The sequence below is a fragment of the Streptomyces sp. Y1 genome (genome assembly GCF_041053115.1).
GTDB lineage: Bacteria > Actinomycetota > Actinomycetes > Streptomycetales > Streptomycetaceae > Kitasatospora > Kitasatospora rubellomurina.
Window position 1 is genome coordinate 4,914,445 of sequence record NZ_CP163445.1, and the last position, 20,909, is coordinate 4,935,353.

19 protein-coding genes and 1 pseudogene are annotated in these 20,909 nt (G+C 73.9%); 10 read left to right on the forward strand and 10 right to left on the reverse strand.

Annotation, left to right across the window (positions count from 1 at the left end; all coding sequences use genetic code 11):
* Nucleotides 1-64: 64 nt before the first annotated feature.
* Nucleotides 65-832, reverse strand: a complete 768-nt coding sequence (locus AB2U05_RS21285) for a CDP-alcohol phosphatidyltransferase family protein (protein ID WP_369183966.1) — start codon at nt 830-832, stop codon at nt 65-67.
* 253 nt (nt 833-1,085) lie between these two features.
* Between AB2U05_RS21285 and AB2U05_RS21290 the strand changes: the two genes are divergently transcribed.
* Nucleotides 1,086-1,649, forward strand: coding sequence for an NUDIX hydrolase (locus AB2U05_RS21290; protein ID WP_369183967.1), 564 nt, complete (start codon nt 1,086-1,088; stop codon nt 1,647-1,649).
* 43 nt (nt 1,650-1,692) lie between these two features.
* A complete protein-coding gene (locus AB2U05_RS21295; protein WP_045698803.1) occupies nt 1,693-2,382 on the forward strand; it encodes an HAD family hydrolase in 690 nt (229 codons plus the stop codon).
* A 62-nt stretch (nt 2,383-2,444) separates the two neighbouring features.
* Here the strand turns inward: AB2U05_RS21295 and AB2U05_RS21300 are convergent, their stop codons facing one another.
* Together AB2U05_RS21300 and AB2U05_RS21305 are read right to left on the reverse strand one after the other, a co-directional pair.
* A complete protein-coding gene (locus AB2U05_RS21300) occupies nt 2,445-3,134 on the reverse strand; it encodes a YidC/Oxa1 family membrane protein insertase (RefSeq protein ID WP_045698806.1) in 690 nt (229 codons plus the stop codon).
* 100 nt (nt 3,135-3,234) lie between these two features.
* Nucleotides 3,235-3,528, reverse strand: a complete 294-nt coding sequence (locus AB2U05_RS21305; protein WP_244178857.1) for a DUF6412 domain-containing protein — start codon at nt 3,526-3,528, stop codon at nt 3,235-3,237.
* A gap of 146 nt (nt 3,529-3,674) precedes the next feature.
* Between AB2U05_RS21305 and AB2U05_RS21310 the strand changes: the two genes are divergently transcribed.
* Nucleotides 3,675-3,959, forward strand: a complete 285-nt coding sequence (locus AB2U05_RS21310) for a type II toxin-antitoxin system Phd/YefM family antitoxin (RefSeq protein ID WP_045698810.1) — start codon at nt 3,675-3,677, stop codon at nt 3,957-3,959.
* Nucleotides 3,952-4,374, forward strand: coding sequence for a type II toxin-antitoxin system VapC family toxin (locus AB2U05_RS21315; protein WP_045698813.1), 423 nt, complete (start codon nt 3,952-3,954; stop codon nt 4,372-4,374). Before AB2U05_RS21310 ends, AB2U05_RS21315 begins: the two co-directional genes overlap by 8 nt.
* On the opposite strand, the gene AB2U05_RS21320 is transcribed toward AB2U05_RS21315, so the two are convergent.
* Together AB2U05_RS21320 and AB2U05_RS21325 are read right to left on the reverse strand one after the other, a co-directional pair.
* Entirely contained in the window at nt 4,361-4,969 is a 609-nt protein-coding gene (locus AB2U05_RS21320; RefSeq protein ID WP_369183968.1) for a hypothetical protein, read from the reverse strand. The genes AB2U05_RS21315 and AB2U05_RS21320 overlap by 14 nt on opposite strands.
* 108 nt (nt 4,970-5,077) lie before the next feature.
* A complete protein-coding gene (locus AB2U05_RS21325) occupies nt 5,078-6,151 on the reverse strand; it encodes a Gfo/Idh/MocA family oxidoreductase (RefSeq protein WP_369183969.1) in 1,074 nt (357 codons plus the stop codon).
* 55 nt (nt 6,152-6,206) lie between these two features.
* Between AB2U05_RS21325 and AB2U05_RS21330 the strand changes: the two are divergent.
* The 5 genes and pseudogenes from AB2U05_RS21330 to AB2U05_RS21350 form a co-directional block, all read left to right on the forward strand.
* Nucleotides 6,207-6,311: pseudogene (locus tag AB2U05_RS21330) on the forward strand (TIGR01457 family HAD-type hydrolase); the annotation flags it as partial.
* Between the two features lie 253 nt (nt 6,312-6,564).
* Nucleotides 6,565-7,344, forward strand: coding sequence for an HAD-IIA family hydrolase (locus AB2U05_RS21335; protein WP_045698865.1), 780 nt, complete (start codon nt 6,565-6,567; stop codon nt 7,342-7,344).
* A gap of 83 nt (nt 7,345-7,427) precedes the next feature.
* Nucleotides 7,428-8,606 carry a low temperature requirement protein A gene (locus tag AB2U05_RS21340; RefSeq protein WP_369183970.1) on the forward strand — a complete coding sequence of 393 codons (1,179 nt, stop codon included), beginning with the start codon at nt 7,428-7,430 and terminating at the stop codon, nt 8,604-8,606.
* 57 nt (nt 8,607-8,663) lie between these two features.
* Nucleotides 8,664-9,392 carry a uracil-DNA glycosylase gene (locus AB2U05_RS21345; RefSeq protein ID WP_244178858.1) on the forward strand — a complete coding sequence of 243 codons (729 nt, stop codon included), beginning with the start codon at nt 8,664-8,666 and terminating at the stop codon, nt 9,390-9,392.
* 147 nt (nt 9,393-9,539) lie between these two features.
* The gene (locus AB2U05_RS21350) at nt 9,540-10,586 is read left to right on the forward strand and encodes a glycoside hydrolase family 6 protein (RefSeq protein WP_369183971.1); all 1,047 of its coding nucleotides are present in this window, start codon (nt 9,540-9,542) and stop codon (nt 10,584-10,586) included.
* A 6-nt stretch (nt 10,587-10,592) separates the two neighbouring features.
* Here the strand turns inward: AB2U05_RS21350 and AB2U05_RS21355 are convergent, their stop codons facing one another.
* The 4 genes from AB2U05_RS21355 to AB2U05_RS21370 all read right to left on the reverse strand — a co-directional run bounded on the left by AB2U05_RS21355 (nt 10,593) and on the right by AB2U05_RS21370 (nt 17,241).
* Complete coding sequence (locus AB2U05_RS21355; protein ID WP_369185977.1) at nt 10,593-12,452, reverse strand: galactose oxidase-like domain-containing protein; 1,860 nt, start codon at nt 12,450-12,452, stop codon at nt 10,593-10,595.
* Between the two features lie 136 nt (nt 12,453-12,588).
* Entirely contained in the window at nt 12,589-14,658 is a 2,070-nt protein-coding gene (locus AB2U05_RS21360) for a glycosyltransferase family 2 protein (protein WP_369183972.1), read from the reverse strand.
* Nucleotides 14,659-14,991: 333 nt separating this feature from the next.
* Nucleotides 14,992-16,272, reverse strand: coding sequence for a lipoprotein (locus tag AB2U05_RS21365; RefSeq protein WP_045698822.1), 1,281 nt, complete (start codon nt 16,270-16,272; stop codon nt 14,992-14,994).
* A gap of 381 nt (nt 16,273-16,653) precedes the next feature.
* Nucleotides 16,654-17,241: a DedA family protein gene (locus tag AB2U05_RS21370; protein ID WP_244178860.1), complete on the reverse strand. Its 588-nt coding sequence runs from the start codon at nt 17,239-17,241 to the stop codon at nt 16,654-16,656.
* A gap of 410 nt (nt 17,242-17,651) precedes the next feature.
* Between AB2U05_RS21370 and AB2U05_RS21375 the strand changes: the two genes are divergently transcribed.
* The gene (locus AB2U05_RS21375; RefSeq protein ID WP_369183973.1) at nt 17,652-18,758 is read left to right on the forward strand and encodes an LLM class flavin-dependent oxidoreductase; all 1,107 of its coding nucleotides are present in this window, start codon (nt 17,652-17,654) and stop codon (nt 18,756-18,758) included.
* Here AB2U05_RS21375 and AB2U05_RS21380 read toward each other — a convergent pair.
* Nucleotides 18,755-20,740 carry a putative bifunctional diguanylate cyclase/phosphodiesterase gene (locus tag AB2U05_RS21380; protein WP_369183974.1) on the reverse strand — a complete coding sequence of 662 codons (1,986 nt, stop codon included), beginning with the start codon at nt 20,738-20,740 and terminating at the stop codon, nt 18,755-18,757. The two genes, AB2U05_RS21375 and AB2U05_RS21380, sit on opposite strands and share 4 nt — an antisense overlap.
* Nucleotides 20,741-20,909: the final 169 nt, after the last annotated feature.

A 20,909-nucleotide genomic window follows, 5' to 3' on the forward strand; every position in this document is an offset into this window, starting at 1 on the left:
AACGGGGGCGGGCGCGTGCAGCCGCTCGGTGCAGCTGCTCAGTGCGGCCGCTCAGCGCAGTCGCTCAGCGCAGCCGCGAGGAGGACAGGATCGACGCCAGGTGCGCCACCACCATCCCCCAGGTGATCACCGTGATCCCGGCGAGCGTCCACCGCGTCGCGTCCAGGTTGTGCAGCCCCGCGTCCACCGCGGCCGCCGCCAGCAGCACCAGGGACGCCTCGATGCCGTTCGTCACCCGGTGGATCTTGAAGATCGAGGCGAGCCGGCGGGCCGTCGCGATGCCCTGCGAGCGCGGCTGGGTCGACTCCTCGTCCGCCGGCGCCTGCCCGCTGCGGGCCCGGGCCACGTCCACCAGGTCCGTCGAGGCCTTCAGCAGCACCACGCCCAGCGCGGCCGCCAGACCCGCCGACACCCACAGGTCCGAACCGCCGCGAGCCGCCCGGACACCGGCACCGATCATCAGCGCGGCGTCCGCCAGGTAGGCGCCGAGCCGGTCCACGTACACCCCGGCCATGCTGAACTGGCGCTTCCAGCGCGCCACTTCGCCGTCCACGCAGTCGAACAGCAGGAACAGCTGGAACAGCACGGCGGCCAGCACCGCACCGGTCAGGCCGGGGATCAGCAGGGCCGCGCCGCCGCCGACCCCGCACACCACCATCACCCAGGTGAGCGTGTTCGGCGACACCGAGGTGCGCACCAACTGCCGGGTGGTGCGCAGCGAGAGGGCCCGCATGTACAGCCGGCCCGCCCAGTGTTCACCGTTGCGGCTCTGCAGCTTGGCCTGCGGCTGGCACACCTCGCGCAGATCGGCGAGCGCCGGAGCAGCCACCATGACGAATTCCCTCCACCTGTTCTGGAACCTGGCCCGAAACGGCCACCACGAAGGCTAAGGCCTGCGGGAGGGCGCTCCGACCAGCCCCCGGAGCCCGCCGGCGGCCCCGAAAACCGGTGGGCCGCCCAAGGCCCCCGGGCTAGGCTGCGCGGGTTCGCCGGAACCGGAGCCCCCGGGCCCGATCGCCCGCTCCCGCACGCCGGTTGAGCTGGTTCGACGGGGCCCCGGGGCGGATGACGAGGAGCACAGCACCATGGTGACCACGGGCGCCCCGCAGAGCCCCGAGCCGGCCCGACTCCTGGACGGCCACCGGCCGCAGGGTCCGGCCGAGACCGCCGACCTCGCCCGGGTCCGCCCGCGGGCCGACGCCCCGGACGCCTGGGAGCGCGCCACCCCGCTGCACTTCACCGCCTCCGCGCTGATCGTCCACCCGCCGACCCGCCGGGTGCTGCTGCGCTGGCACGTCCGCCAGCAGGCCTGGCTGCAGGTCGGCGGCCACGGCGACCCGGGGGAGACCAGCCCGCTGGACATCGCCCTGCGCGAGGGCCGCGAGGAGACCGGCCTCACCGACCTCGCCCCCTGGCCGGACGCGGCGCTCGTCCACCTCGTCGTGGTGCCCGTCCCCGCCTCGCCCGTCGAGCCCGCGCACGAGCACGCCGACCTGCGCTTCCTGCTCGCCACCGCGACCCCGGACGACGCCCGCCCGGAGAACCCGGCCGTGCCGCTGGAATGGCTGACCATCGAGGAGGCCAAGGAGCGGACCACCGAGGAGAACCTGCGGGAGACCCTGGACCGCGCCGCCCGCCTGCTCGCCTGACGCCCCGCCCGTTCACCTGCTCGCTCGACGGAGAGACCCCCCGATGCACACCGACCAGATCCTCATCTTCGACGCCGACGACACCCTCTGGGAGAACAACGTCATCTTCGAGCGGGTCACCGACGCCTTCCTGGACTGGGTCGCCGCCCCGGCCGAGCGGGAGCGCACCCGCACCCTCCTCGCCGGGATCGAGGCCGCCAACGTCCCCACCCTCGGCTACGGCGCCGGCTCCTTCCGGCAGAGCCTCGCCGACTGCCTGAGCCGGCTGAACGGCGACCGCACCCCCACCGCCGCCGAGCTGGCCCGGATCGACGACCTGCTCGCCCCGCTCACCCGGCGCGGCGGGATCGAGCTGATCCCCGGCGTCGCCGACACCCTCGCCGCCCTCGCCGGCCGGCACCACCTGCTGCTGCTCACCAAGGGCGACCAGGAGGAGCAGCGGGCGAAGGTGGCGGCCTCCACCATCGACCACCACTTCCGCGGCATCCACATCGTGGCCGAGAAGTCGACCGGCACCTACCGGGAGCTCACCGCCGAGCTCGCCCTCGACCCCGCCCGCACCTGGATGATCGGCAACTCGCCGAAGTCCGACATCGCCCCCGCCCGCGCGGCCGGCCTGCGCACCGTCTTCATCCCGCACGAGCACACCTGGGTGCTGGAGCACCAGGAGCTGCGCCCGGACGAGGCGACGCTGCGGCTCACGGCCTTCCCGGAGCTGCTGCGCCACTTCTGAGCGAGCCGGACGAGCCGGACAGTACGGACGGCCCGGACGAGCCGGACCGCCCGGCGGCCGGACTACACGGCGAGCGCGGCCGCCGGGGCCGGAACGCCCCGGTACAGCCAGGCCCGCTCGGTGGCCGACCAGACGCTCGTCGTCAGCAGGTAGAGCGCCGCGGCCACCGGCACCAGCAGCGCGAAGAACACCGACCCGAACGACAGGTACGGCAGCAGCGCCGCCCCGGGCTGCGGGGTGGTCTGCGCCGCCGCCGCACGCCGGGCCCGGCGGTAGTTGACGTACCCGACCGCCGCCAGCCCGGCGTACAGCACCGCGAACACCGCGACCTGCCCGGCGCCGTGCGCGTTCCCGACGTGCAGGCCGAGCGGCACGCCGAACAGGGTGTGGTCGAGCAGGTCGTTCGGGGTGGTGAACAGCCGGTACATCACCGAGAAGAACGGGATCTGGACCAGCACCGGCAGGCATCCGGCGACCGGCGAGACCTGCTCCTTCCGGTACAGCTCCGCCATCGCCTCCCGCAGCTTCTCGGGGCGGTCCTTGTGCTTGCGGTTCAGCTCGGCGATCTTCGGCGCGAGCTTCGAGCGGGCCTTCTCCCCGCGCGCCGCCGCCCGCGCCAACGGGTGCAGCGACAGCCGGACGACGAGGACGAACAGGACGATCGCGAGCGCGGTCGGGACGACGTGGGCGAGTGCGGCGACGGCGGCGTGGGCGACGGCGACGGCCGGGTCGAGAACGGCGAGAACGGACATGGTGAAGCGAGCCCTCCGGGGTCTCAGGACATGAGTGGTCGACGGAGGACGGCCGCGCGCAGCTGCCGACAGCAGGTGTGCGGGAGTACGGGAGTACGGGTTACGCGGCCGCCGGGGCCGCGCCCGGTGCCCTGGGGCGTCGCCTGCCCCGGGCGTCCGGATCACGCTGCGGAAGGAACGCCGTACGGAAGGCCCGGCGCCGCAGCACTCCGCTGCGCACCACGGCCGGCGCCCGCGCGCCCAGCAGCCGCGCCCCGGCGAGTGCCCCGGCGACCGCACCGGCCACCAGGGCCACGGCCGCGGCGGCGGCGACGGACGTCAGCGCGCCGCCTTCGGTCACCAGGTCCCCGGTCAACACCCGGAGCAGCCCGAGCAGCATCGCGACGACGCCCACAGCGCTCCCCCCTTCGGTGTCCGGCCGGTTACCCCTGCCATTCATGCGTTCAGCACGACGATCGTACGGCCCGACGGGTTCCCGCCGTCAACGGGTTGTCGCGCGGGGTGTAGCCGCCGGTGCTACGCGGGGCTACCGTGGAGGACATGAAGACCATTACCCAGCGGGAGTTCCGGAACAACTCCGCCGCCGTGATGGACGCGGTGGAGGCCGGGGAGACCTTCCACATCACCCGGAACGGGGTCGAGGTCGCCGAGCTGCGGCCGGTCACCGGGCGGCGCCGGCTCACGGCCGAGGAGCTGGTCGCCCGGCACGTGAAGCTGCCCAAGGTGGACTACCAGCAGATGCGCAAGGAGGCCGAGGAGTACTTCGGCCCCGAGGACCTGATCGGCGACGAGGGCGACGACCCGTTCGAGCGCCGGCGTGGCTGAGCGCCGCCGCGCGTCCCGGCGCCGGCCGGCCGGGGTGCTGGACACCTGCGTCTACATCGACCTCGCGCTGCTCAACCCGGCCGACCTGCCGGCCGTGCCCGAGCTGACCGCGATCACCTTCGCCGAGCTGCAGCAGGGCGTGTCGATGGCCCGCGACCCGGCCAGCCGCGCCGCCCGGCTGGAGGTGCTGGGCGCCGCGATGGCCGACTTCGACCCGCTGCCCTTCGACGCGGCCGCCGCCGCCCGCTACGGGACGCTGGTCACGCTCACCATCGCCGCCGGGCGGCAGCCGAGGCCGCGCCGGATCGACCTGATGATCGCCGCCGTCGCCTCCGCGCACGGACTGCCGCTCTACACCCGCAACGTCTCGGACTTCCGCGGGCTGGGCTCGGCGGTGGAGGTCATCGGGGTGTGAGGGCGGCGCTGCCGTCCCGCTCGACCCGGTCGGCCAGGGCGGCCGCGTACCGGTACGCCTCCGCCCGGTCCCGGGTGCGCAGCAGGACGGTGTTCCCGCCGGCCTTGCCCCGCTCGCTCCCCGCCTTGGCGGCCACGGCCCAGCGCGGGCGGCGGAGCAGGGCGAGCACCAGCCAGCGGAGGCCGAAGTTCAGGCCCACCAGGAGGGCGATGGGGATCAGCAGCAGGACCCCCTCGCCGGTGCCGCCGCCTCCGTCGAGGTTGCGCATGGGCTCGTAGGCGTGCAGCCTCCCGGCGGTGGCCCGGAACCGGCCGAGCCACACCACCGCGATCCGCACCGGCTGCCCGTCCGGCCCGGTCACGTCGACGAAGCCGATGGACCCGCTCCGCCTGCCCCCGCCCCAGGACTCCCGCTCCCGAGCGGTGCTGGTGACGCGCTGCTGCTCGCGCGCCTCGGCCTCCCCGGCGGCCTGGCGCTTCTCGAACTCGGCGTTCCAGGCCTTCTCGCGCTCCTTCTGCCCGGCCGCCCACTCCTGCTCGCGGCGCCGCCGCTCGTCCGCGTCGGTCGGTGCCCGCCACCCCCGCTGATCAGTCATCCGGGCAGCCTAAAGGACCGGCAAAGTGGCCGTCAGCCCGGTCAGCCCGGTCAGCCCGGCCCGGTCGGCCCGGTCAACCCGGTCGGCCCGTGAGCCCAGCCGTGCCCGTCAGCCCAGCCGGACCGTCCGGCCCGTCGCGGCGGCGCCGCGGGCGGCCTCCAGGACGGTCAGCGTCGCCACCGCGTCGTACGGGTCGACCGGCGGCGGGGTGCCGGGGGCGGCCAGGGCGGCGGCGACGCCCGCGTAGAAGGCCGGGTAGTCGCCCGGGTCGGTGGGCAGCGAGATCGCCGACCCGTCGGTGCCCAGGGTGCCGTACCGCTCGGGCCGGTCCACGCCCCACGGCCGGCCGGCGCCCGGGCGCCGGCCGGCCCGCAGGTCGGCCTCCTGCGGGTCCATGCCCGACTTGACGTACCCGGCGGTGTCGCCGAGCACCCGCAGCCGGGGGCCGGTCAGCGGGGTGACGGCGCTGGTCCACAGGTGCGAGCGGGTGCCGGAGGCGTGGGTGAGGGCGAGGAAGGCGTCGTCGTCGACCACCGCGCCGTCGCGCCGCACGTCGATCTCCGCGTAGACCGTCTCGACCGGGCCGAACAGGGTCAGCGCCTGGTCGACCAGGTGGCTGCCCAGGTCGTACAGCGTGCCGCCGGCCTCGGCCGGGTCGGCCAGCTCGCGCCAGCCCGGCTTCGGCTTGGGCCGGAACCGCTCGAAGCGGGACTCGAAGCGGTGCACCCGGCCCAGCGCGCCGCCGCGCACCAGCCGGCTCGCGGTGAGGAAGTCCCCGTCCCAGCGCCGGTTCTGGAACACCGACAGCAGGACGCCCCGGTCCCCGGCCAGCCGGCACAGCTCCAGCGCCTCGGCCGCCGTACCGGCCAGCGGCTTGTCCACCACGGTGGCCAGCCCGGCCCGCAGCGCGGCCCGGGCGAGCGGCGCGTGGGTGCGGTTGGGGGTGGCGACGACCACCAGGTCCAGCGCCTCCGGGTCGGCCAGCAGCAGCTCGGGGGTGTCCACCGCCCGCGCGCCGGGGTGCTCGCGCGCCAACCGTTCCCGGCGCTCGGGATTGGCGGTGACCACGGCCTCCAGCCGCAGCCCCGGCGTGCCGGCGATCAGCGGCGCGTGGAACGCCGACCCGGCCAGGCCGTACCCGACCAGCCCGACCCGCAGCGGACGGGAGATCTCAGCAGTCATGCGCCCACTCAACCACGCCCCGCCCGATTGCTCCCGGTATCTCCCCAGGTGCCGGATGGACGGCGTCCTCATGCCCGAGGGCACGCCGATCCCCGGCGCGGAGGAGTTCCCGCGCAGGCTGCGGGAATCCGGCAATCCGCTCCTGGTCCTCACCGACAACGTGTACGGCTGGACAGTCCGGCGTGCTCGGCGAGCTGGTCGGAACGGGCCCGGGGTGCTCGGCACCTGGAAGTCGCTCGGGATCACCGTGCTGCCCCGCTGACCGATCCGGTGGGCACTGCGGGCCGCGCCGATGGACGACTACGCTGGTCGGCGTTGGGGCAGCCTGTGGTGCCCGGCCGGCCGACGGTGTCCGGTCCGGAGCGATGTGCGAGATCGTTCAGAACCGTTGCAAGACCGAGGGAGACACCTACGTGGCAGAGCGCAAGCCCATCGAGTCGTGGCTGACCGACATGGACGGGGTCCTCATCCACGAGGGCACGCCCATTCCCGGCGCGAAGGAGTTCCTGCGCAGGCTGCGGGAGTCCGGCAAGCCGTTCCTGGTCCTCACCAACAACTCCATCTACACCCCGCGCGACCTCAGCGCCCGGCTGGCCGGCATGGGCCTGGAGGTCCCCGAGGAGTGCATCTGGACCTCCGCCCTGGCCACCGCGAAGTTCCTCGCGGGCCAGCGCCCGGGCGGCACCGCGTACGTGATCGGCGAGGCCGGCCTCACCACCGCGCTCTACCAGGCCGGTTACGTGCTGACCGACAACAACCCCGACTACGTCGTCCTCGGCGAGACCCGGACGTACTCCTTCGAGGCGCTCACCAAGGCGATCCGCCTGATCAACCAGGGCGCCCGGTTCATCTGCACCAACCCGGACGAGACCGGCCCGTCCACCGAGGGCGTGCTGCCGGCCACCGGCTCGGTCGCGGCGCTGATCACCAAGGCCACCGGCGTGGAGCCGTACTTCGTCGGCAAGCCGAACCCGCTCATGATGCGGGAGGCCCTGAACACCGCCGGCGCCCACTCGGAGAGCGCCGTGATGATCGGCGACCGGATGGACACCGACATCGTGGCCGGCATGGAGGCCGGGATGGAGACCATCCTGGTGCTCACCGGCCTCACGGCGGCCGAGGACGTCGAGCGCTTCCCGTACCGGCCGACCCGGGTCGTCAAGTCGATCGCGGACCTGGTCGAGCTGGTCTAGCCTCTGCCGTGCCATCGCGGGCCCCGCTCCGGCCGAGTGCCGGGGCGGGGCCCGCGCGTCACGGGTGGGGGAGGAACGGGCGGATGAGCACGGCAGTGGAGGCGGCGGAGAAACGGGTCACCTGGGCCGAGTTGTACTTCGACCTGGTCTTCGTCTTCGCCATCACCCAGGTCTCGGCCCTGCTGCACCACCGGCACGACCTGGTCGGCCTGGCCGAGGCGCTGGTGGTGTTCGTCCCGGTGTACTGGTGCTGGGTGGGCACCACCGTGCAGGCCAACATCCGGGACGTGGACAACCCGCGCGACCGCCTGGGCATCCTGCTGGTCGGCCTGGGCGGGCTGTTCATGGCGCTCGCCGTCCCCGGCGCGTACGGCCGGCGCGGCCTGCTGCTCGGCGTCGCGTACTGGCTGGCCCGGCTGGTGCTGCTGCTCCTGGTGGCCCGCCTCCCGGGTGTCTGGCGCGGCCCGTACGGGGTGGCCGTGCTGGTCAGCGGGCCGCTGCTGGTGGCGGGCGGGCTGCTGCCGGACGGCCCGCGGCTGGCGCTGTGGTCGCTGGCCGCGCTCTGCGACCTGGCCGCGCCGCTGGTGTTCCGGCGGCGCCTCGCCGTGGTGGCCTACCACCCCGCGCACATGCCCGAGCGGTTCGCGCTGTTCCTGCTGGTGGCGCTCGGCGAGTCGGTCGTCGGGATCGGCGGCCCGGCCGCCGCCGCCCGGCTGGACGCGGCCGAACTCGCCGCCGTGGCGGCCGCGTTCACCATCTCGGCGGGCCTGTGGTGGCAGTACTTCGTCTACGCGGCGGACGCGATGCGGCACGCCGTGGAGACCGCCGACTCGCGCCGGGACGTCATCCGGCGGATCTTCCAGTACGGCCACCTGGCCCTGGCCGCCGGGGTGATCGGGGTGGCGGTCGGCTTCGAGGAGACCGTCGCCGACCCGGGGGAGGCGCTGGGCGCCGGCTCGGTGGCGCTGCTGTACGGCGGCTGCGGGTTGTACCTGCTGACCTTCGGCTACACCCGCTGGATGATGTTCCGCCGGGTGGCCGTCACCCGGCTCGTCGCCGCCGCGCTGGTGCTGGCGCTGCTGCCCGCGATGGTGCGACTGCCCGCGCTGGTGGTGCTGGTGGTGCTGGCCGTGCTGCTGGTGGCGCTCAACGCGGTGGAGCACGTCCGGGTGGCGCGGGCGGCGGCCGGTGCTGCCCGGGAGATCGCGGCGGAGGAGCCCGTGGCCGCTCCGGCGGACCGGTCTGTCGGTGGGCCTGTGTAGCGTTCGGGGTGAAAGAGGGCGTGCGGCACACCAGCCGCGGTGTGGGAGGTAGATGTCGTGACGGAGACGGTCGAGGCGGGCGCGGTCGAGGCCGGCGCGGGCGGCGGGCTGGAGCTGCCCGAGTCCTGGCGCGCGGTGCTGGGCGCCGAGGCGGAGAAGCCGTACTTCGCGCAGCTGGCGGACTTCGTGGCGGCCGAGCGCGCGGAGCACCAGGTGTTCCCGCCGAGCGGCCAGGAGTTCGCCGCGCTGGAGGCCACGCCGTACGAGAAGGTCCGGGTGCTCGTCCTCGGCCAGGACCCGTACCACGACGACGGCCAGGCGCACGGCATGAGCTTCTCGGTGCTGCCCGGCACCAGGACGCCGCCCTCGCTGCGCAACATCTTCAAGGAGCTGGACGCCGACCTGGGCATCCCCGCCCCCGACAACGGCTACCTGATGCACTGGGCCGAGCAGGGCGTGCTGCTGCTCAACGCGGTGCTCACGGTCCGCGCGCACGAGGCCAACTCGCACAAGGCGAAGGGCTGGGAGAAGTTCACCGACGCGGTGATCAAGGCGGTGAGCGCGCGCGAGGAGCCGGTGGTCTTCGTGCTGTGGGGCAACTACGCGAAGAAGAAGCTGCCGCTGATCGACACCGAGAAGCACGCGGTCGTGCAGGGCGCGCACCCGTCGCCGCTGTCCGCCAGGCTGTTCTTCGGCAGCCGCCCGTTCTCGCAGATCAACTCGGCGCTGGACGGCTTCGGCGGCGAGCCGATCGACTGGCAGGTGCCGAACCTGAAGCAGGTCTGAGCCACCCCCCGGGGGGTTCGTGGCCGCGGGTGGACTTCCGTCCGCCCGCGGCCACTTGGCGTTCACCGATGCGGGCCGTGCGGCCGCCCCGGGTGTGCTTAGCTGGTGCCGGCAGGGCCCAGGCCTGGAGCGGGGGAAGGGCGGTACGTGCACGTGCTGGGACGGGCGGGAGCGCTTCGGTGGGCCGCGCTGGCCACCGCACTGGCACTGGCGGGGTCCGGCTGCAGCGGCTCGGACGGCGCGTCGCCGAGCGCCCCGGCCGCGGCCCCGGCGCCGCCCGTCGCGACCTCCCCCGCGAACGTCGGACTGCCCCAACTCCCCGGCCAGGCCTTCTACGTGTCCGACCGCACCAACGCCGCCCAGCAGCTCGCCGCGCTGCGCGGCCAGGGCCGCACGGCGGACGCCGACAGCCTGCTGAGGATCGCCGCCCAGCCCTCCGCGCAGTGGCTCGGCGAGCAGGACGCCCAGGAGATCGCCGAACAGGTCAGCCGCCGGGCCACCGAGGCGGACCGCACGGCGGTCTTCGTCGCCTACAACATCCCGCACCGCGACTGCGGGCTCTACTCGGCCGGCGGCGCCGCCGACGCCGCCGCCTACCGCGCCTGGATCACCGGCGTCGCCGAGGCCCTCGCCGACCGCCGCGCCTGGGTGGTGCTGGAGCCGGACGCCGTCCCGCACACCCTGGACGGCTGCGGTGTCAAGGGCGACCAGGCCGCCGAGCGGTACGGCCTGCTGGCCTTCGCCGTCCAGGAGTTGAAGAAGCGCCCGAACGTCCGGGTCTACCTGGACGCGGGCAACCCCGGCTGGGCGCAGGACCCGGCCGAGCTCGCCGGCGCCCTGCGCAAGTCCGGCATCGCCGCGGCGGACGGCTTCGCCGTCAACGTCGCCAACTTCTACGAGACCGGCCGGAACGCGGCCTACGGCGGCGGGCTCTCCGCCGCCCTGGGCGGGAAGCACTTCGTCATCGACACCAGCCGCAACGGCAACGGCCCGCTGGGCGGCGACTCCTGGTGCAACCCGCCCGGGCGGGCGCTCGGCGAGCGGCCCACCGCCGACACCGGGCGGCCCGGGGTCGACGCCTACCTGTGGGTCAAGAACCCGGGCGAGTCGGACGGCGAGTGCGGCCGGGGCGAGCCCCGGGCGGGGGAGTTCTGGCTCCCGTACGCCCTGGGGCTGGCCCGGGCCGCCCGCTGAGAGGGCCTACGCCTTCACCTCGACCCAGCGCGCCACCGAGGGCGTGCCCTGCCCGTCCGTCAGGAACAGCATGTACCAGCCCGGCGGCAGCAGGTTGGGGTTGGCCGGCAGGGCGAGCGAGACCCCGTCCGCAGTCCGCCCGGTGATGTCCAGGGCCACCGAGCGCTGCTCGACGTCCGTCGCGTGGGTGACCGAACTCGGCCGGATCAGCTTGGCGGTGGCCACCGCCCCCGGCCGCGCGGTGCCGACCCGGACGGTGCCGCCGAGCTTCGCCGCCCCGGGAGCGTCCGTCACCTGCGGGCGGTCGCCGTGGTACAGGTACGGCGGCGTGTAGATCTCGATCCGCTGCTCGAAGCCGCCCGGCTGGGTCTCGGCCTTGTCCGCGAACAGCGGGTTGGAGCCGAGCACGGCGACCCGCCCGTCCGGCAGCAGCACCGCCTCGGAGTGGTAGTCGCGGCCCACGGTCGGCTCGGCGGCCTTCTTGAAGGTGTTGGAATCCGGGTGGTACACCTGCGCCTTGAGCAGGTCGCTGTCGCCGCGGCCGCGGTAGCCGCTGGAGCCGCCGGTGGTGAACACGGTGTCGTCCGGGAGGATCACGCTGTTCAGGTAGCGGGTGCCGCCGGCCGGCAGGTCCGGGCCCGGGGTGAACACGGGCTGGGCGGCCGAGAGGTCGGCGATGTCGGTGCGGGCGGTGGACAGCGGGGACTCCCCGACGCCCCCGCCGCCGAGCAGCATCACCTTCTGGGACTGCGCGGGCGGCAGCAGCACCGAGGAGGAGGTCTCGGTCAGGTTCTGGTCGCGCAGGCCGGGGACGGGCTGGAAGCTGTTGTCCGCGAGGTTCCACACGCCGGGCTGGCGGCCCTTGTCGGCGGGGCCGTAGCCCGCGTTGGAGCCGGAGTAGAAGAGCTTCCCGTTCGCCGTCAGGAAGATCGACGGGTAGGTCGGGAAGTAGCGGTCGGGGCCCTTGGCCCAGGTCCTGGTCTTCGGGTCGTAGATCTCGTTGTCGTTGCCGTTGAGGACCTCGCCGGTGTCGTCCAGGCCGGAGACGGTGACCACCCGGCCGTCGCCCAGCCCGGTGAGGGTCGGGTACCAGCGGGCGTGGGCCATGTCGGTGACCTGCTCGTACAGCTCGGTGTCGGGGTTGAACTCGAAGGCCGAGCGGATGCCCTGGTACTCCTGCTTGTCCAGGGTGATCTTGGCGCTCTGCCCGTACAGGTTGTGCGCGTCGGCCCCGGCCAGGCCCTTGATCCGGTACTGGGCGGGCGCGCCGGAGACCCAGTCCTGGCCCGCGCCGAGGGCCTCGACGAAGACGCGCGTCTCGCCGGCGGTGACCCTGGTCTGTGCGCCGGCGCCGGACTTCGTCGCGGCCGGGACGGTCACGTCCGCGGCGGAGGCGTACTCGCGCCCGTTCGGGGCGACGAAGACGGTGCCCTTGGGGAAGCTCCGGGCGCGGTCCGGGCTCTCGTTGCGGACGCGCATCACGCCGCCCGCCTTCTTCACCGCGCCGTCCAGCTTCTCGTACCGGGCGGTGCCGCCGGCGACCAGCACCCGGCCGTCCGGCAGGGAGGTGTGGCCGCCGCAGAACATGTCGGCGGGGGTGGGTATCAGCTTGTAGGTGTTCGCGGCCGGGTCCCAGAGCAGGCTCTTGAAGGTGCCCGCGTTGAACTGCTTCTCGTCGTTGCCGGAGCCGGCCACGATGAGCACCTTGCCGGTGCGCAGCACGGTGGCGTGCACGGCGTTGACGCGGAACTCGGCGGGCAGGCCGAGCGTCTGCCAGTGGCCGTACTCCGCCTTGTAGCCGGGCTGGTTGATCACGTAGTTGTGGTACTGGTCGTTGGCGAAGCCGAGGACGGCCGGGGCGTTCATCCCGGCGACGGTCAGCGCGACGGTGCTGCCGAGGGCGAAGCGCTTGGTCCGGCCGGTCTTGTGGATCTTCTGGATCTTCACGGTGCTGAGGTCCCCTCAGGAGGCTGGCAGGGTGCCGGGCGTGGGGCGGGCCGGCTCAGTGGGGTCCGCGGCCGGCCCGGTCGGGCGCGGGCAGGCGCAGCGGGACGGTCGGGCTGTCGAGCGGACCGCCCTGGGCGGGCACGGTCGGGGTCGGCGCGGTCGAACCCGGCGCGGTGGGCGCTGCCTTCGGGGCGCGGGCGCCCGCAGGGCGGGCGTGGCGCGGGCCGCGCTTCTCCAGGACGACCCCCGGGGCCGTCGTGGCGCCGGTGACGGTGAGGGTGGCGGTGGGCTTGCTCCGGCGCCGGCGGACGCCGTCGGCGGCCAGCACCAGGATCGGCAGCAGGGTCAGGCCGAGCGCGATCGCGGCCCAGGTGCGCATCGCGACGTGGTCGTAGCCGGTGCGGAAGGACGCGACGAGGGCGCCGCCGAACACCAGCGTCCAGAACAGGTGGTAGCGGAAGGTGCCGAGCCGGTCGGCGCTGGCCGAGCGGCCCTTCGGGGTGACCACGAAGCGGTTGCGCCGGCGCGCCAGCGCCTGCAGCAGCGAGGCGGTGTAGACCGGGCCGCAGAGCGCCGACATCACCATGCCCGCGACCCCGGAGGAGCCGGCCGGCTCGTGCGGGCTCACGTTGTGCTTGCGGTTCCAGGTGTAGAGCAGCAGTTGGAGCGCGGCGGCGTCGCTGTAGAGCATCATCCAGATCTCCGAGGAGACGTGCACGCCGGAGGATCCGAAGCCCAGGTAGAGCACGCTGGAGACGCCGCCGAGCAGCCAGGTGAGCGCCGCCATCGGGTAGAAGGCCAGCATCAGCGTGTAGTTGAGCAGCCGGCCGGGCGACAGCCGCCACACGAGCCGCCAGTACCGGGTGAACAGGGCCTCGTAGGTGCCGCGGCTCCAGCGCAGTTGCTGGGAGAAGAAGTCGGTCCAGGAGGACGGGCCCTCGCCGACCGCGAGCACGTCCGGGGTGTACACGGACTTCCAGCGTTCCCCGGTCTCCGGGTTCCGGCGCGCGTGGAACTCCAGGCCGGTCGCCATGTCCTCGGTGACGGAGTCGGACAACCCGCCGATCGACCGGAGCGCGCGGATTCTGACGGCGTTGTTGGTGCCGACGAACATCGGCGCCCCGTAACGGTTTCCGGCGCGCTGGACGAGTGCGTGGAAGAGGTACTGCTGGCTCTCGGAGAATGCGGTCACGGCCGAGCCCGAGCTGCGGTAGTTCCCGTACACCTGCGGGCCGACCACGAATGCCACGTCCGGATCGCGGAAGTAGCCGAGCATGCGTTCGCAGAAGTCCGGGAGCGGCACGTGGTCGGTGTCCACGGAGACCCAGAAGTCGTAGTCGTCGCCGTGCGCCTGGAGCCAGGCGTTGTAGTTGCCGTGCTTGGTCCCGGCGCGGAAGCGGCCCTTCGGCCGGTTCCAGTGCGGGCGGCCGAGGCGGCTGAAGTGGCGTACGCCCAGCTCGGCGCACAGGGCCTGCATGGCAGGATCGTTTCCCTCGTCCAGCAGCCAGACGTCGTACGGGCCGTCGTGCCGCACGCCGCGCGCCGCCAGCAGCGTGGCCCGCACCATCTCCGGCGGCTCCTTGCCGGGGACGCGGGTGGTGAGGAAGGCGACCCGGGTGCCGGCCTCGGGCGTCACGGGCACCGGATCGCGGGCGGCCAGGGTGGCGTGGGTGTTGGAGACGACGTTGACCAGCCGGAACACCTCGACGACGGCGATGATCCCGATCATCACCTTGTCGCCCAGCAGGACCAGGACGTTCGTCTCGTCGGCGCGCTCGGGCCAGTGCTCCGGCAGCAGCAGCCACACCAGCAGCACCGCCTCCAGCAGCGGGGCCGCCACCAGCAGCAGGGCGGCGCGGACGCGGTGCGGCTCGCGGCGCAGCAGGCTGCGGTACCGGACCCGGTAGGGGGCGGTCGGGGCGGCCTTCGCGGCGCCCGGGTCGGGGCGGTAGACGCCGCCGAGGTCGTCCGGTTCGGTCGCGGGGCCGGCGAGGCGGCTGAAGTGGACGTAGTCGTACGGGGCTTCGGGCGTGGGAACGGTGGCCAGGGCGTGGTCGATCCGTTCTCCGGCACTGCTCTCCCGGGCCGTTCCGACGTCCCCTCGTCGTGAGAACGGCATGGTCATGTGGCTCTCCCCCCGGAGTGTTGCGACGTGTTTCGTCGTGAAGTTCCGGAACAGACCACCGCCCGGCGAACTGCACTCATCAGTGCGGTTTCCGGGCGTTCCAGCACGTGAATCGTGCGGCGGGTTCAGCTATTCGTCTGTTCCTCCACGCGTTCAACTCTCCTGGAACGCAAGGATGATTGCAACCGATCGGAAAAATGATCACCACTCAGGCGTGAAAATACTATGGTTCCAGGCCATCCTGACGCGCGAAGGTGATAGCGGCCCGAATTCGCTCCGGCCGCGCGAGTGCGCGGCCGGAGCGCGCGGGGTGGCACGCGTCAGCCCGCCGCGTCAGCCCGCCGTGCCGAGGAAGGCCTCCCAGCCGCCGGCCGGGGCCTGGCCGACGCCGAGCGAGCGCAGCTTGCGCAGCGTGGACTGGTCCTGCACCTCCAGCCACTCGACCAGCTGCTTGAAGGAGACCAGCCGCACCTCGGGCTTGCCCGCGATCGTCTTGAGGGTCTGCTCGACGGCGTCCATGTAGATGCCGCCGTTCCACTGCTCGAAGTGGTTGCCGATGAAGAACGGCGCCCGGTTGCTGTTGTAGGCCCGGTCGAAGCCCGCCAGGTAGGAGTTGGTGGCCTGGGTGCGCCAGTCGTTGTACTTGGCCGGGTCGCCCTTGGTGCTGCCGGCGGACTGGTTGGCCAGGATGTTGTAGTCCATCGACAGCACCTGGAAGGTGTGCCCGGGGAACGGGATGCCCTGCAGCGGGAAGTCCCAGACCTTGCCGTCCTGCACCTTCTGCGGCCATATCTGCAGGCCGCCCGGCGAGCTGGCGTCGTACTTCCAGCCCAGCTTGGCGATGGTCGGCAGCAGGGCCTTCTGGCCCTCCAGGCACGGCGTGCGGCCGCCGATCAGCTCCTTCTTGTAGTCGAAGGGCAGTGGGTCGACGTCGGTGAAGCCGGTGTTGGTCCGCCACTGGGTGACGAAGCCGATCGCCTGGTCGATCTCGCTCTGCCAGTCCTCCGGAGTCCACATGTTGACCCCGTTCTTGTCCGGGCGGCTGGAGCAGAAGTGCCCGTTGAAGTGGGTGCCGATCTCGTGCCCGGCCAGCCAGGCCTGGCTGACCAGCTTGAGGGTGCTCTTGACCGCGCCGTCCGACAGGTACGGGATGTCCGAGGCGCCGACCGAGTGCTTCGGCGGGTGGTACAGGTCGGACTTGCCCTTCGGCAGGGCGTAGATCCCCGACAGGAAGAAGGTCATCGTGGCCTTGTACTGCTCCGCCAGCTTCAGGAACCGGGGGAACTGGCCGTCGTCGGTGCCGCCCGCGCCGTCCCAGGAGAACACCACGAACTGGGGCGGGCGCTCGCCCGGCTTGAGCTTCTCCGGCTTGGGCTGGTTCGGCTGCGGGCCGGTGTCGGCGTTGGAGCCGTCGCCGATCGGGGTGCCCTTGGGCACCTGCGCCTTGGTCGGGTCGCCGGTGGCGCCCTGCGGGGTGCCCGCGTCGCCGCCGGGCGGCGCGGACGAGGAGCCTTGGCCCGAACCCGACCCGCCGCTGGAACAGGCCGCGACCGCGCCGAGGGCGGCGGTCGCGGCGGTCGCACTGAGCACCGTCCTGCGCGAGATCTTGGTCATGGTCTCCCCTGGTTGCCGACGCCGGTGGGTGAGGCGGCGGGGGCCGCACCGGTCAAATCGGGCAATTGATGAACATTCCGTCGCAAGCATGTCATGTGGTCGAAGCCGCCACCAAGGCCGCCCGGGGGTCGCCCGAGCTCGGCCGAGGTCGCCCGGGGGTCGCCCGGGGTCGTACGGCTCCGACGACGGTGTACACGCCGGACGGGCCGGTCCGGGCTGCGGCGACCGGTCGTCTGTTGCCGTCCTGTGACGCTTCGCTCGCCGCACCGCCAGGGCAGTACGGTACCGCCGGTCCGTCCGGATCGGTCAGGGTTCGTCAGCGGCCGGTAGGATCCGTCGCCCGTCCGGGCAGACTTCCGGCCGCGGCCCCCGGGGCCGGCCTCAGAGCGCGGCCAGCCGCCGGTTGCGGCGCACCACGCGGGCGATCGCGGTGCTGATCGCGGTCGCCGCCGCGCAGGACACCGCCATGCTCAGCCAGGCCGTGTCGAACCAGTGGCTGTTCAGCCAGCCCAGCGTCACGATGTACGCGGCCCAGACCAGCGCCGCCACGGCCGACCAGCGCAGGAAGCGGTGCGGATGCGCGGGGGAGTGCCCGATGGCCACGTCCAGCACCGTCCGCCCGCCCGGGACGAACCGGGCGATCACCACCATCGCGGCGGCCCCGCCGTGCGGGCGCTCGACCAGCGCCTGCTGGACCCGGGCCACGCTCGCCGCCAGCTTCGGCCGGCGGGCGAGCCGGCGCTGCAGCAGCGGCGCGCCGCGTCTGGCCAGGTGCAGCAGCAGGACGTCGCCGAGGAAGGAGGCCACCGCCACGCCCAGGCCGAGCAGCACCGGGGCGCCGTCGATCCGCGCCGTCTTGAGCACGGCCAGGATCACCAGCGTCCCGCTGGGCAGGAACGGCAGCAGGGCGTCCCCGAGCACGGCGCACAGCGCCAGGGCGCAGATCCACGAGGATCCGATCGCCGCCACGAAGTCCAAGGCCCTAACTCCCTCCACCGCCGCCCGGGGGAGCAGGTGGCTGCTGGGTCAACGCTAGCGTCCCGACTTTTCATGCCCTGAAGCACCCCGGGGAAGCCGCGGTTCCCGGCCAATGCGTGAACGGACGGTCCCGGCGCGGTGTTCCTGCGCGGTGTTCCTGCGCGGTGTTCCCACACGTCCCCTCCACCACGGCACGAGCCCCCGGGGCGAGGTGCCGCACGCAACGCCCGCTCGCCCGGATCCTTGCCGGGTCCGACGCCGGACGGCGGGAACAGCGGGCCCGCGGCGGTGGTTGACCCCGGTCGGCAGCAGCGACCGCGGGGCCACCCGAGCCCGTGCGGTCGCCGACGACGGGAGCCGGCGGCCAGGCCGGCCCGAGGACAGCCCGGAGGACGGACGGCATGACCAGCGAGGACCAGCAGACGCACGGAACCGGGCCGGGAGCCGAGGTGGCGATCCGGGGCACCGCGCGCGGCACCGCCCCCGCCCCGCTCTCGATCCTCGACCTCGCCACGGTCGGCTCCGGCTACACCCCCGCCGAGGCCCTGGCCGCCACCACGACGCTGGCCCGGGAGGCCGAGCGCTGGGGCTACCACCGCTTCTGGGTGGCCGAACACCACGGCATGCCCGGCGTGGCCAGCTCCTCCCCGCCCGTCCTGCTCGCCCACCTCGGCGCCCGCACCACCACCCTGCGGCTCGGCTCCGGCGGCGTCATGCTGCCCAACCACGCCCCGCTGACCGTCGCCGAGCAGTTCGGCCTGCTGGAGGCCCTGCACCCCGGCCGGATCGACCTCGGCCTCGGCCGTGCCCCCGGCACCGACCCGGCCACCGCCCGGGCGCTGCGCCGCGGCCGCACGGACGGCCCGGACGAGTTCCCGCAGCAGCTCGCCGAGCTGACCCACTTCCTCGACGGCGACTTCCCCGCCGGCCACCCGTACCGCGGGCTGACCGCCGTCCCCAAGGGCGAGGGCCGCCCGCCGGTCTGGCTGCTCGGCTCCTCCGGCTTCAGCGCCCAGCTGGCCGGCCGCCTCGGCCTCCCGTTCGCCTTCGCCCACCACTTCAGCGGCGCCAACACCATCCCCGCGCTGGACCTCTACCGCTCGTCCTTCCGCCCCTCCGCGGTGCTCTCCGAGCCGTACGCGCTGATCGGCGTGACGGCCGTCGCCGCCGACGACGAACCGGCGGCCCGCCGCCTGGCCCGCTCCGCCGCCCTCGCGATGCTCCGGCTGCGGCGCGGCACCCCCGGCCCGATCCCCACCCCGGAGGAGGCGGAGGAGTACCCGTACAGCCCGGCCGAGGCGGACTTCGTCGACACCTGGTTCGAGAACGTGGTGCTCGGCGCCCCCGGCCGGGTCGCGGACGGCCTGGAGGCGCTGCGCAAGCGCACCGGCGCGGACGAGCTGATGGTCACCTCGCACGTCCACGGCCACGAGGCCCGGCTCCGCTCCTACGGCCTGATCGCCGAGGCGTACGGCCTGACCGCGTCCGTTGCGGAGGCGTCCGCCTAGGAGGCGGCCGCCGGGCGGCCCTCGCGCAGTATGGCCGCGACCAGCTCGGCCTCGCCCGGCCGGGCGAAGTACCAGCCCTGGGCGGTGTCGCAGCCGGTGAGCCGCAGGCGCTCCGCCTGGGCGGCGCTCTCGATCCCCTCGGCGGTGACGGTCAGGCCCAGCGTGTGGGCCAGCTGCACCATGGCGCCGACGATCTGCTCGTCGGCGTCGCTGCGCCGGGCCCCGGGCCCCGGGAGGTTCGGCCGGGCGGCCGGAGCCGGGTCCCGGAAGCTCTTGATGAAGGTGCCGTCGAGCTTCAGCACGTGCACCGGGAGCCGGGACAGGTAGGCCAGGTTGGAGTAGCCGGTGCCGAAGTCGTCGATCGCGATCCGCACGCCCATGTCGGCGAGCGCCTGGAGGGCCTGCGAGGGCCGGCCGCCCGGGCCGAGCAGGGCGCTCTCGGTGATCTCCAGCTGGAGCAGCCGGGCCGGCAGCCCGGTCCGCTCGAGCGCCCGGGCCACGTCGGCGACCACGTCGGAGTCCCAGATCTGCCGGGCGGCCAGGTTGACGCTGACGAAGGTCTCCGTCTCGGGGAATTCGGTCAGCCACCGCCGCGCCTGCCGGCAGGACTCCTCCAGCACCCACTTCCCGAGCGGCACGATCGCGCCGGACTCCTCGGCGAGCGGGATGAAACGGTCCGGCGAGAGCGTCCCGTAGCGGGGGTGCCGCCAGCGGACCAGGGCCTCGGCGCCGTGCACGGTGCCGTCCGCCAGGCCGACCAGCGGCTGGTACTCGATGGTGAACTCGCCCCGCTCCAGGGCCGGCCGCAGCGCGGTGGCGAGCAGCTGGCGGGTGAGCTGGTGGGCGCCGCGGTCCGGGTCGTAGAGCGTCCAGCGGGCGCGGCCGTCCGCCTTCGACCAGTACAGCGTGGCGTCGGCGTCCTTGACCAGGTCGGTCGGGGTGGTCTCGTGCACGGACCGCTCCACCACGCCGACGCTGGCGGTGACCACCAGCCGGTGCCCGGCGATGTCGAAGGGACGTTCCAGCAGCTCCAGGATCCGGGCGGCCACCGCCGTCAGCTGCTCGTTGCCGAGGCTGTCGGTGACCAGGAGGGCGAACTCGTCGCCGCCCATCCGGGCCACCAGCGGGGCGCCGGGGCCGGTGAAGCCGCTGCGCAGCCGGGCGGCGACGGCGATCAGCAGCTGGTCGCCGATGTGGTGGCCGAGGGTCTCGTTGATCGCCGCGAAGCCGTCGAGGTCCAGGTAGCAGACGCCCACCCGGCGCCCGTCCGCGCTCCCGGAGCCGTCGGCCGTCGCGTCCGCGGCGGTGAGGCAGGCGGCGTCGAGCCGTTCGAAGAAGGACGTCCGGTTGGGCAGCCTGGTCAGCGGGTCGTGCAGCGCCTGGTACTCCAGGCGGTCGCCGAGCCGGCGCTGCTCGGTCAGGTCCTCCACCAGGGCGAGGATGTAGAGCGGTTCGCCGGCGCCGTCCCGGATCAGCGAGACGGTGAGCTTGCTCCACACCGTGTGGCCGGCCCGGTGCCGGAGCTGCTTCTCCACGCGGAACCGTTCCCGCCCGCCGTCGACGAGCTCCGGGAACAGGCTGCTCGGCATGCCCTCCGGGTCGACGATCTCGTGCAGGTGGGTGCGGACCAGCTCGCCGACGCTGCGCCCGACCAGGGCGGCGAAGGCGGGGTTGACCTCGATGATCCGGTCGTCGGGCCCGATCAGCGCCATGCCGATGACGGCGTCGCAGAAGGCGGCGCGGAACCGGGACTCGCTGGCGCGCAGCGCGGCCAGCGGGGCCGCCTCGCCGGACGGGTCGGACGGGCCGGGGTGCGCGCCGCCGGTGAGCGGGGCCGAGCAGGTGGGGCAGAGCAGCACCTCCGGCTCCTCCAGCGTGCCGCAGGCCGCGCCCGCGCCGGCCGTGCCGGGGCGGTGGTGTGGTGGCTCCTCGTGCTGCACGCCCGAGTGGTGTGCGTCGGCCCCCTCGTTCTGGCCCGGCACGGCATGCTCCCGTCCGCTGCTGACGCTCGATGCTGGTCAGGCCGGCCGAACGGGGCTCCGGCGGCCGGCTCCGCACTCTGTCGCGGTCCTCGGAGTCGGTCCGCCGGCGGGGCGCCCGCCGTGGGGCGCTGTCGCGCGGTGACCCGCGTGAAGAACAGGGCGCTGCGGC

Coding starts and splice junctions, on each gene's coding strand:
- AB2U05_RS21365 (WP_045698822.1), bottom strand. CDS start 16,272: ATGACCAAGATCTCGCGCAGGACGGTGCTCAGTGCGACCGCCGCGACC.
- AB2U05_RS21325 (WP_369183969.1), bottom strand. CDS start 6,151: ATGACTGCTGAGATCTCCCGTCCGCTGCGGGTCGGGCTGGTCGGGTAC.
- AB2U05_RS21375 (WP_369183973.1), top strand. CDS start 17,652: ATGACCAGCGAGGACCAGCAGACGCACGGAACCGGGCCGGGAGCCGAG.
- AB2U05_RS21285 (WP_369183966.1), bottom strand. CDS start 832: ATGGTGGCTGCTCCGGCGCTCGCCGATCTGCGCGAGGTGTGCCAGCCG.
- AB2U05_RS21290 (WP_369183967.1), top strand. CDS start 1,086: ATGGTGACCACGGGCGCCCCGCAGAGCCCCGAGCCGGCCCGACTCCTG.
- AB2U05_RS21340 (WP_369183970.1), top strand. CDS start 7,428: ATGAGCACGGCAGTGGAGGCGGCGGAGAAACGGGTCACCTGGGCCGAG.
- AB2U05_RS21360 (WP_369183972.1), bottom strand. CDS start 14,658: ATGACCATGCCGTTCTCACGACGAGGGGACGTCGGAACGGCCCGGGAG.
- AB2U05_RS21320 (WP_369183968.1), bottom strand. CDS start 4,969: ATGACTGATCAGCGGGGGTGGCGGGCACCGACCGACGCGGACGAGCGG.
- AB2U05_RS21300 (WP_045698806.1), bottom strand. CDS start 3,134: ATGTCCGTTCTCGCCGTTCTCGACCCGGCCGTCGCCGTCGCCCACGCC.
- AB2U05_RS21295 (WP_045698803.1), top strand. CDS start 1,693: ATGCACACCGACCAGATCCTCATCTTCGACGCCGACGACACCCTCTGG.
- AB2U05_RS21310 (WP_045698810.1), top strand. CDS start 3,675: ATGAAGACCATTACCCAGCGGGAGTTCCGGAACAACTCCGCCGCCGTG.
- AB2U05_RS21355 (WP_369185977.1), bottom strand. CDS start 12,452: ATGAACGCCCCGGCCGTCCTCGGCTTCGCCAACGACCAGTACCACAAC.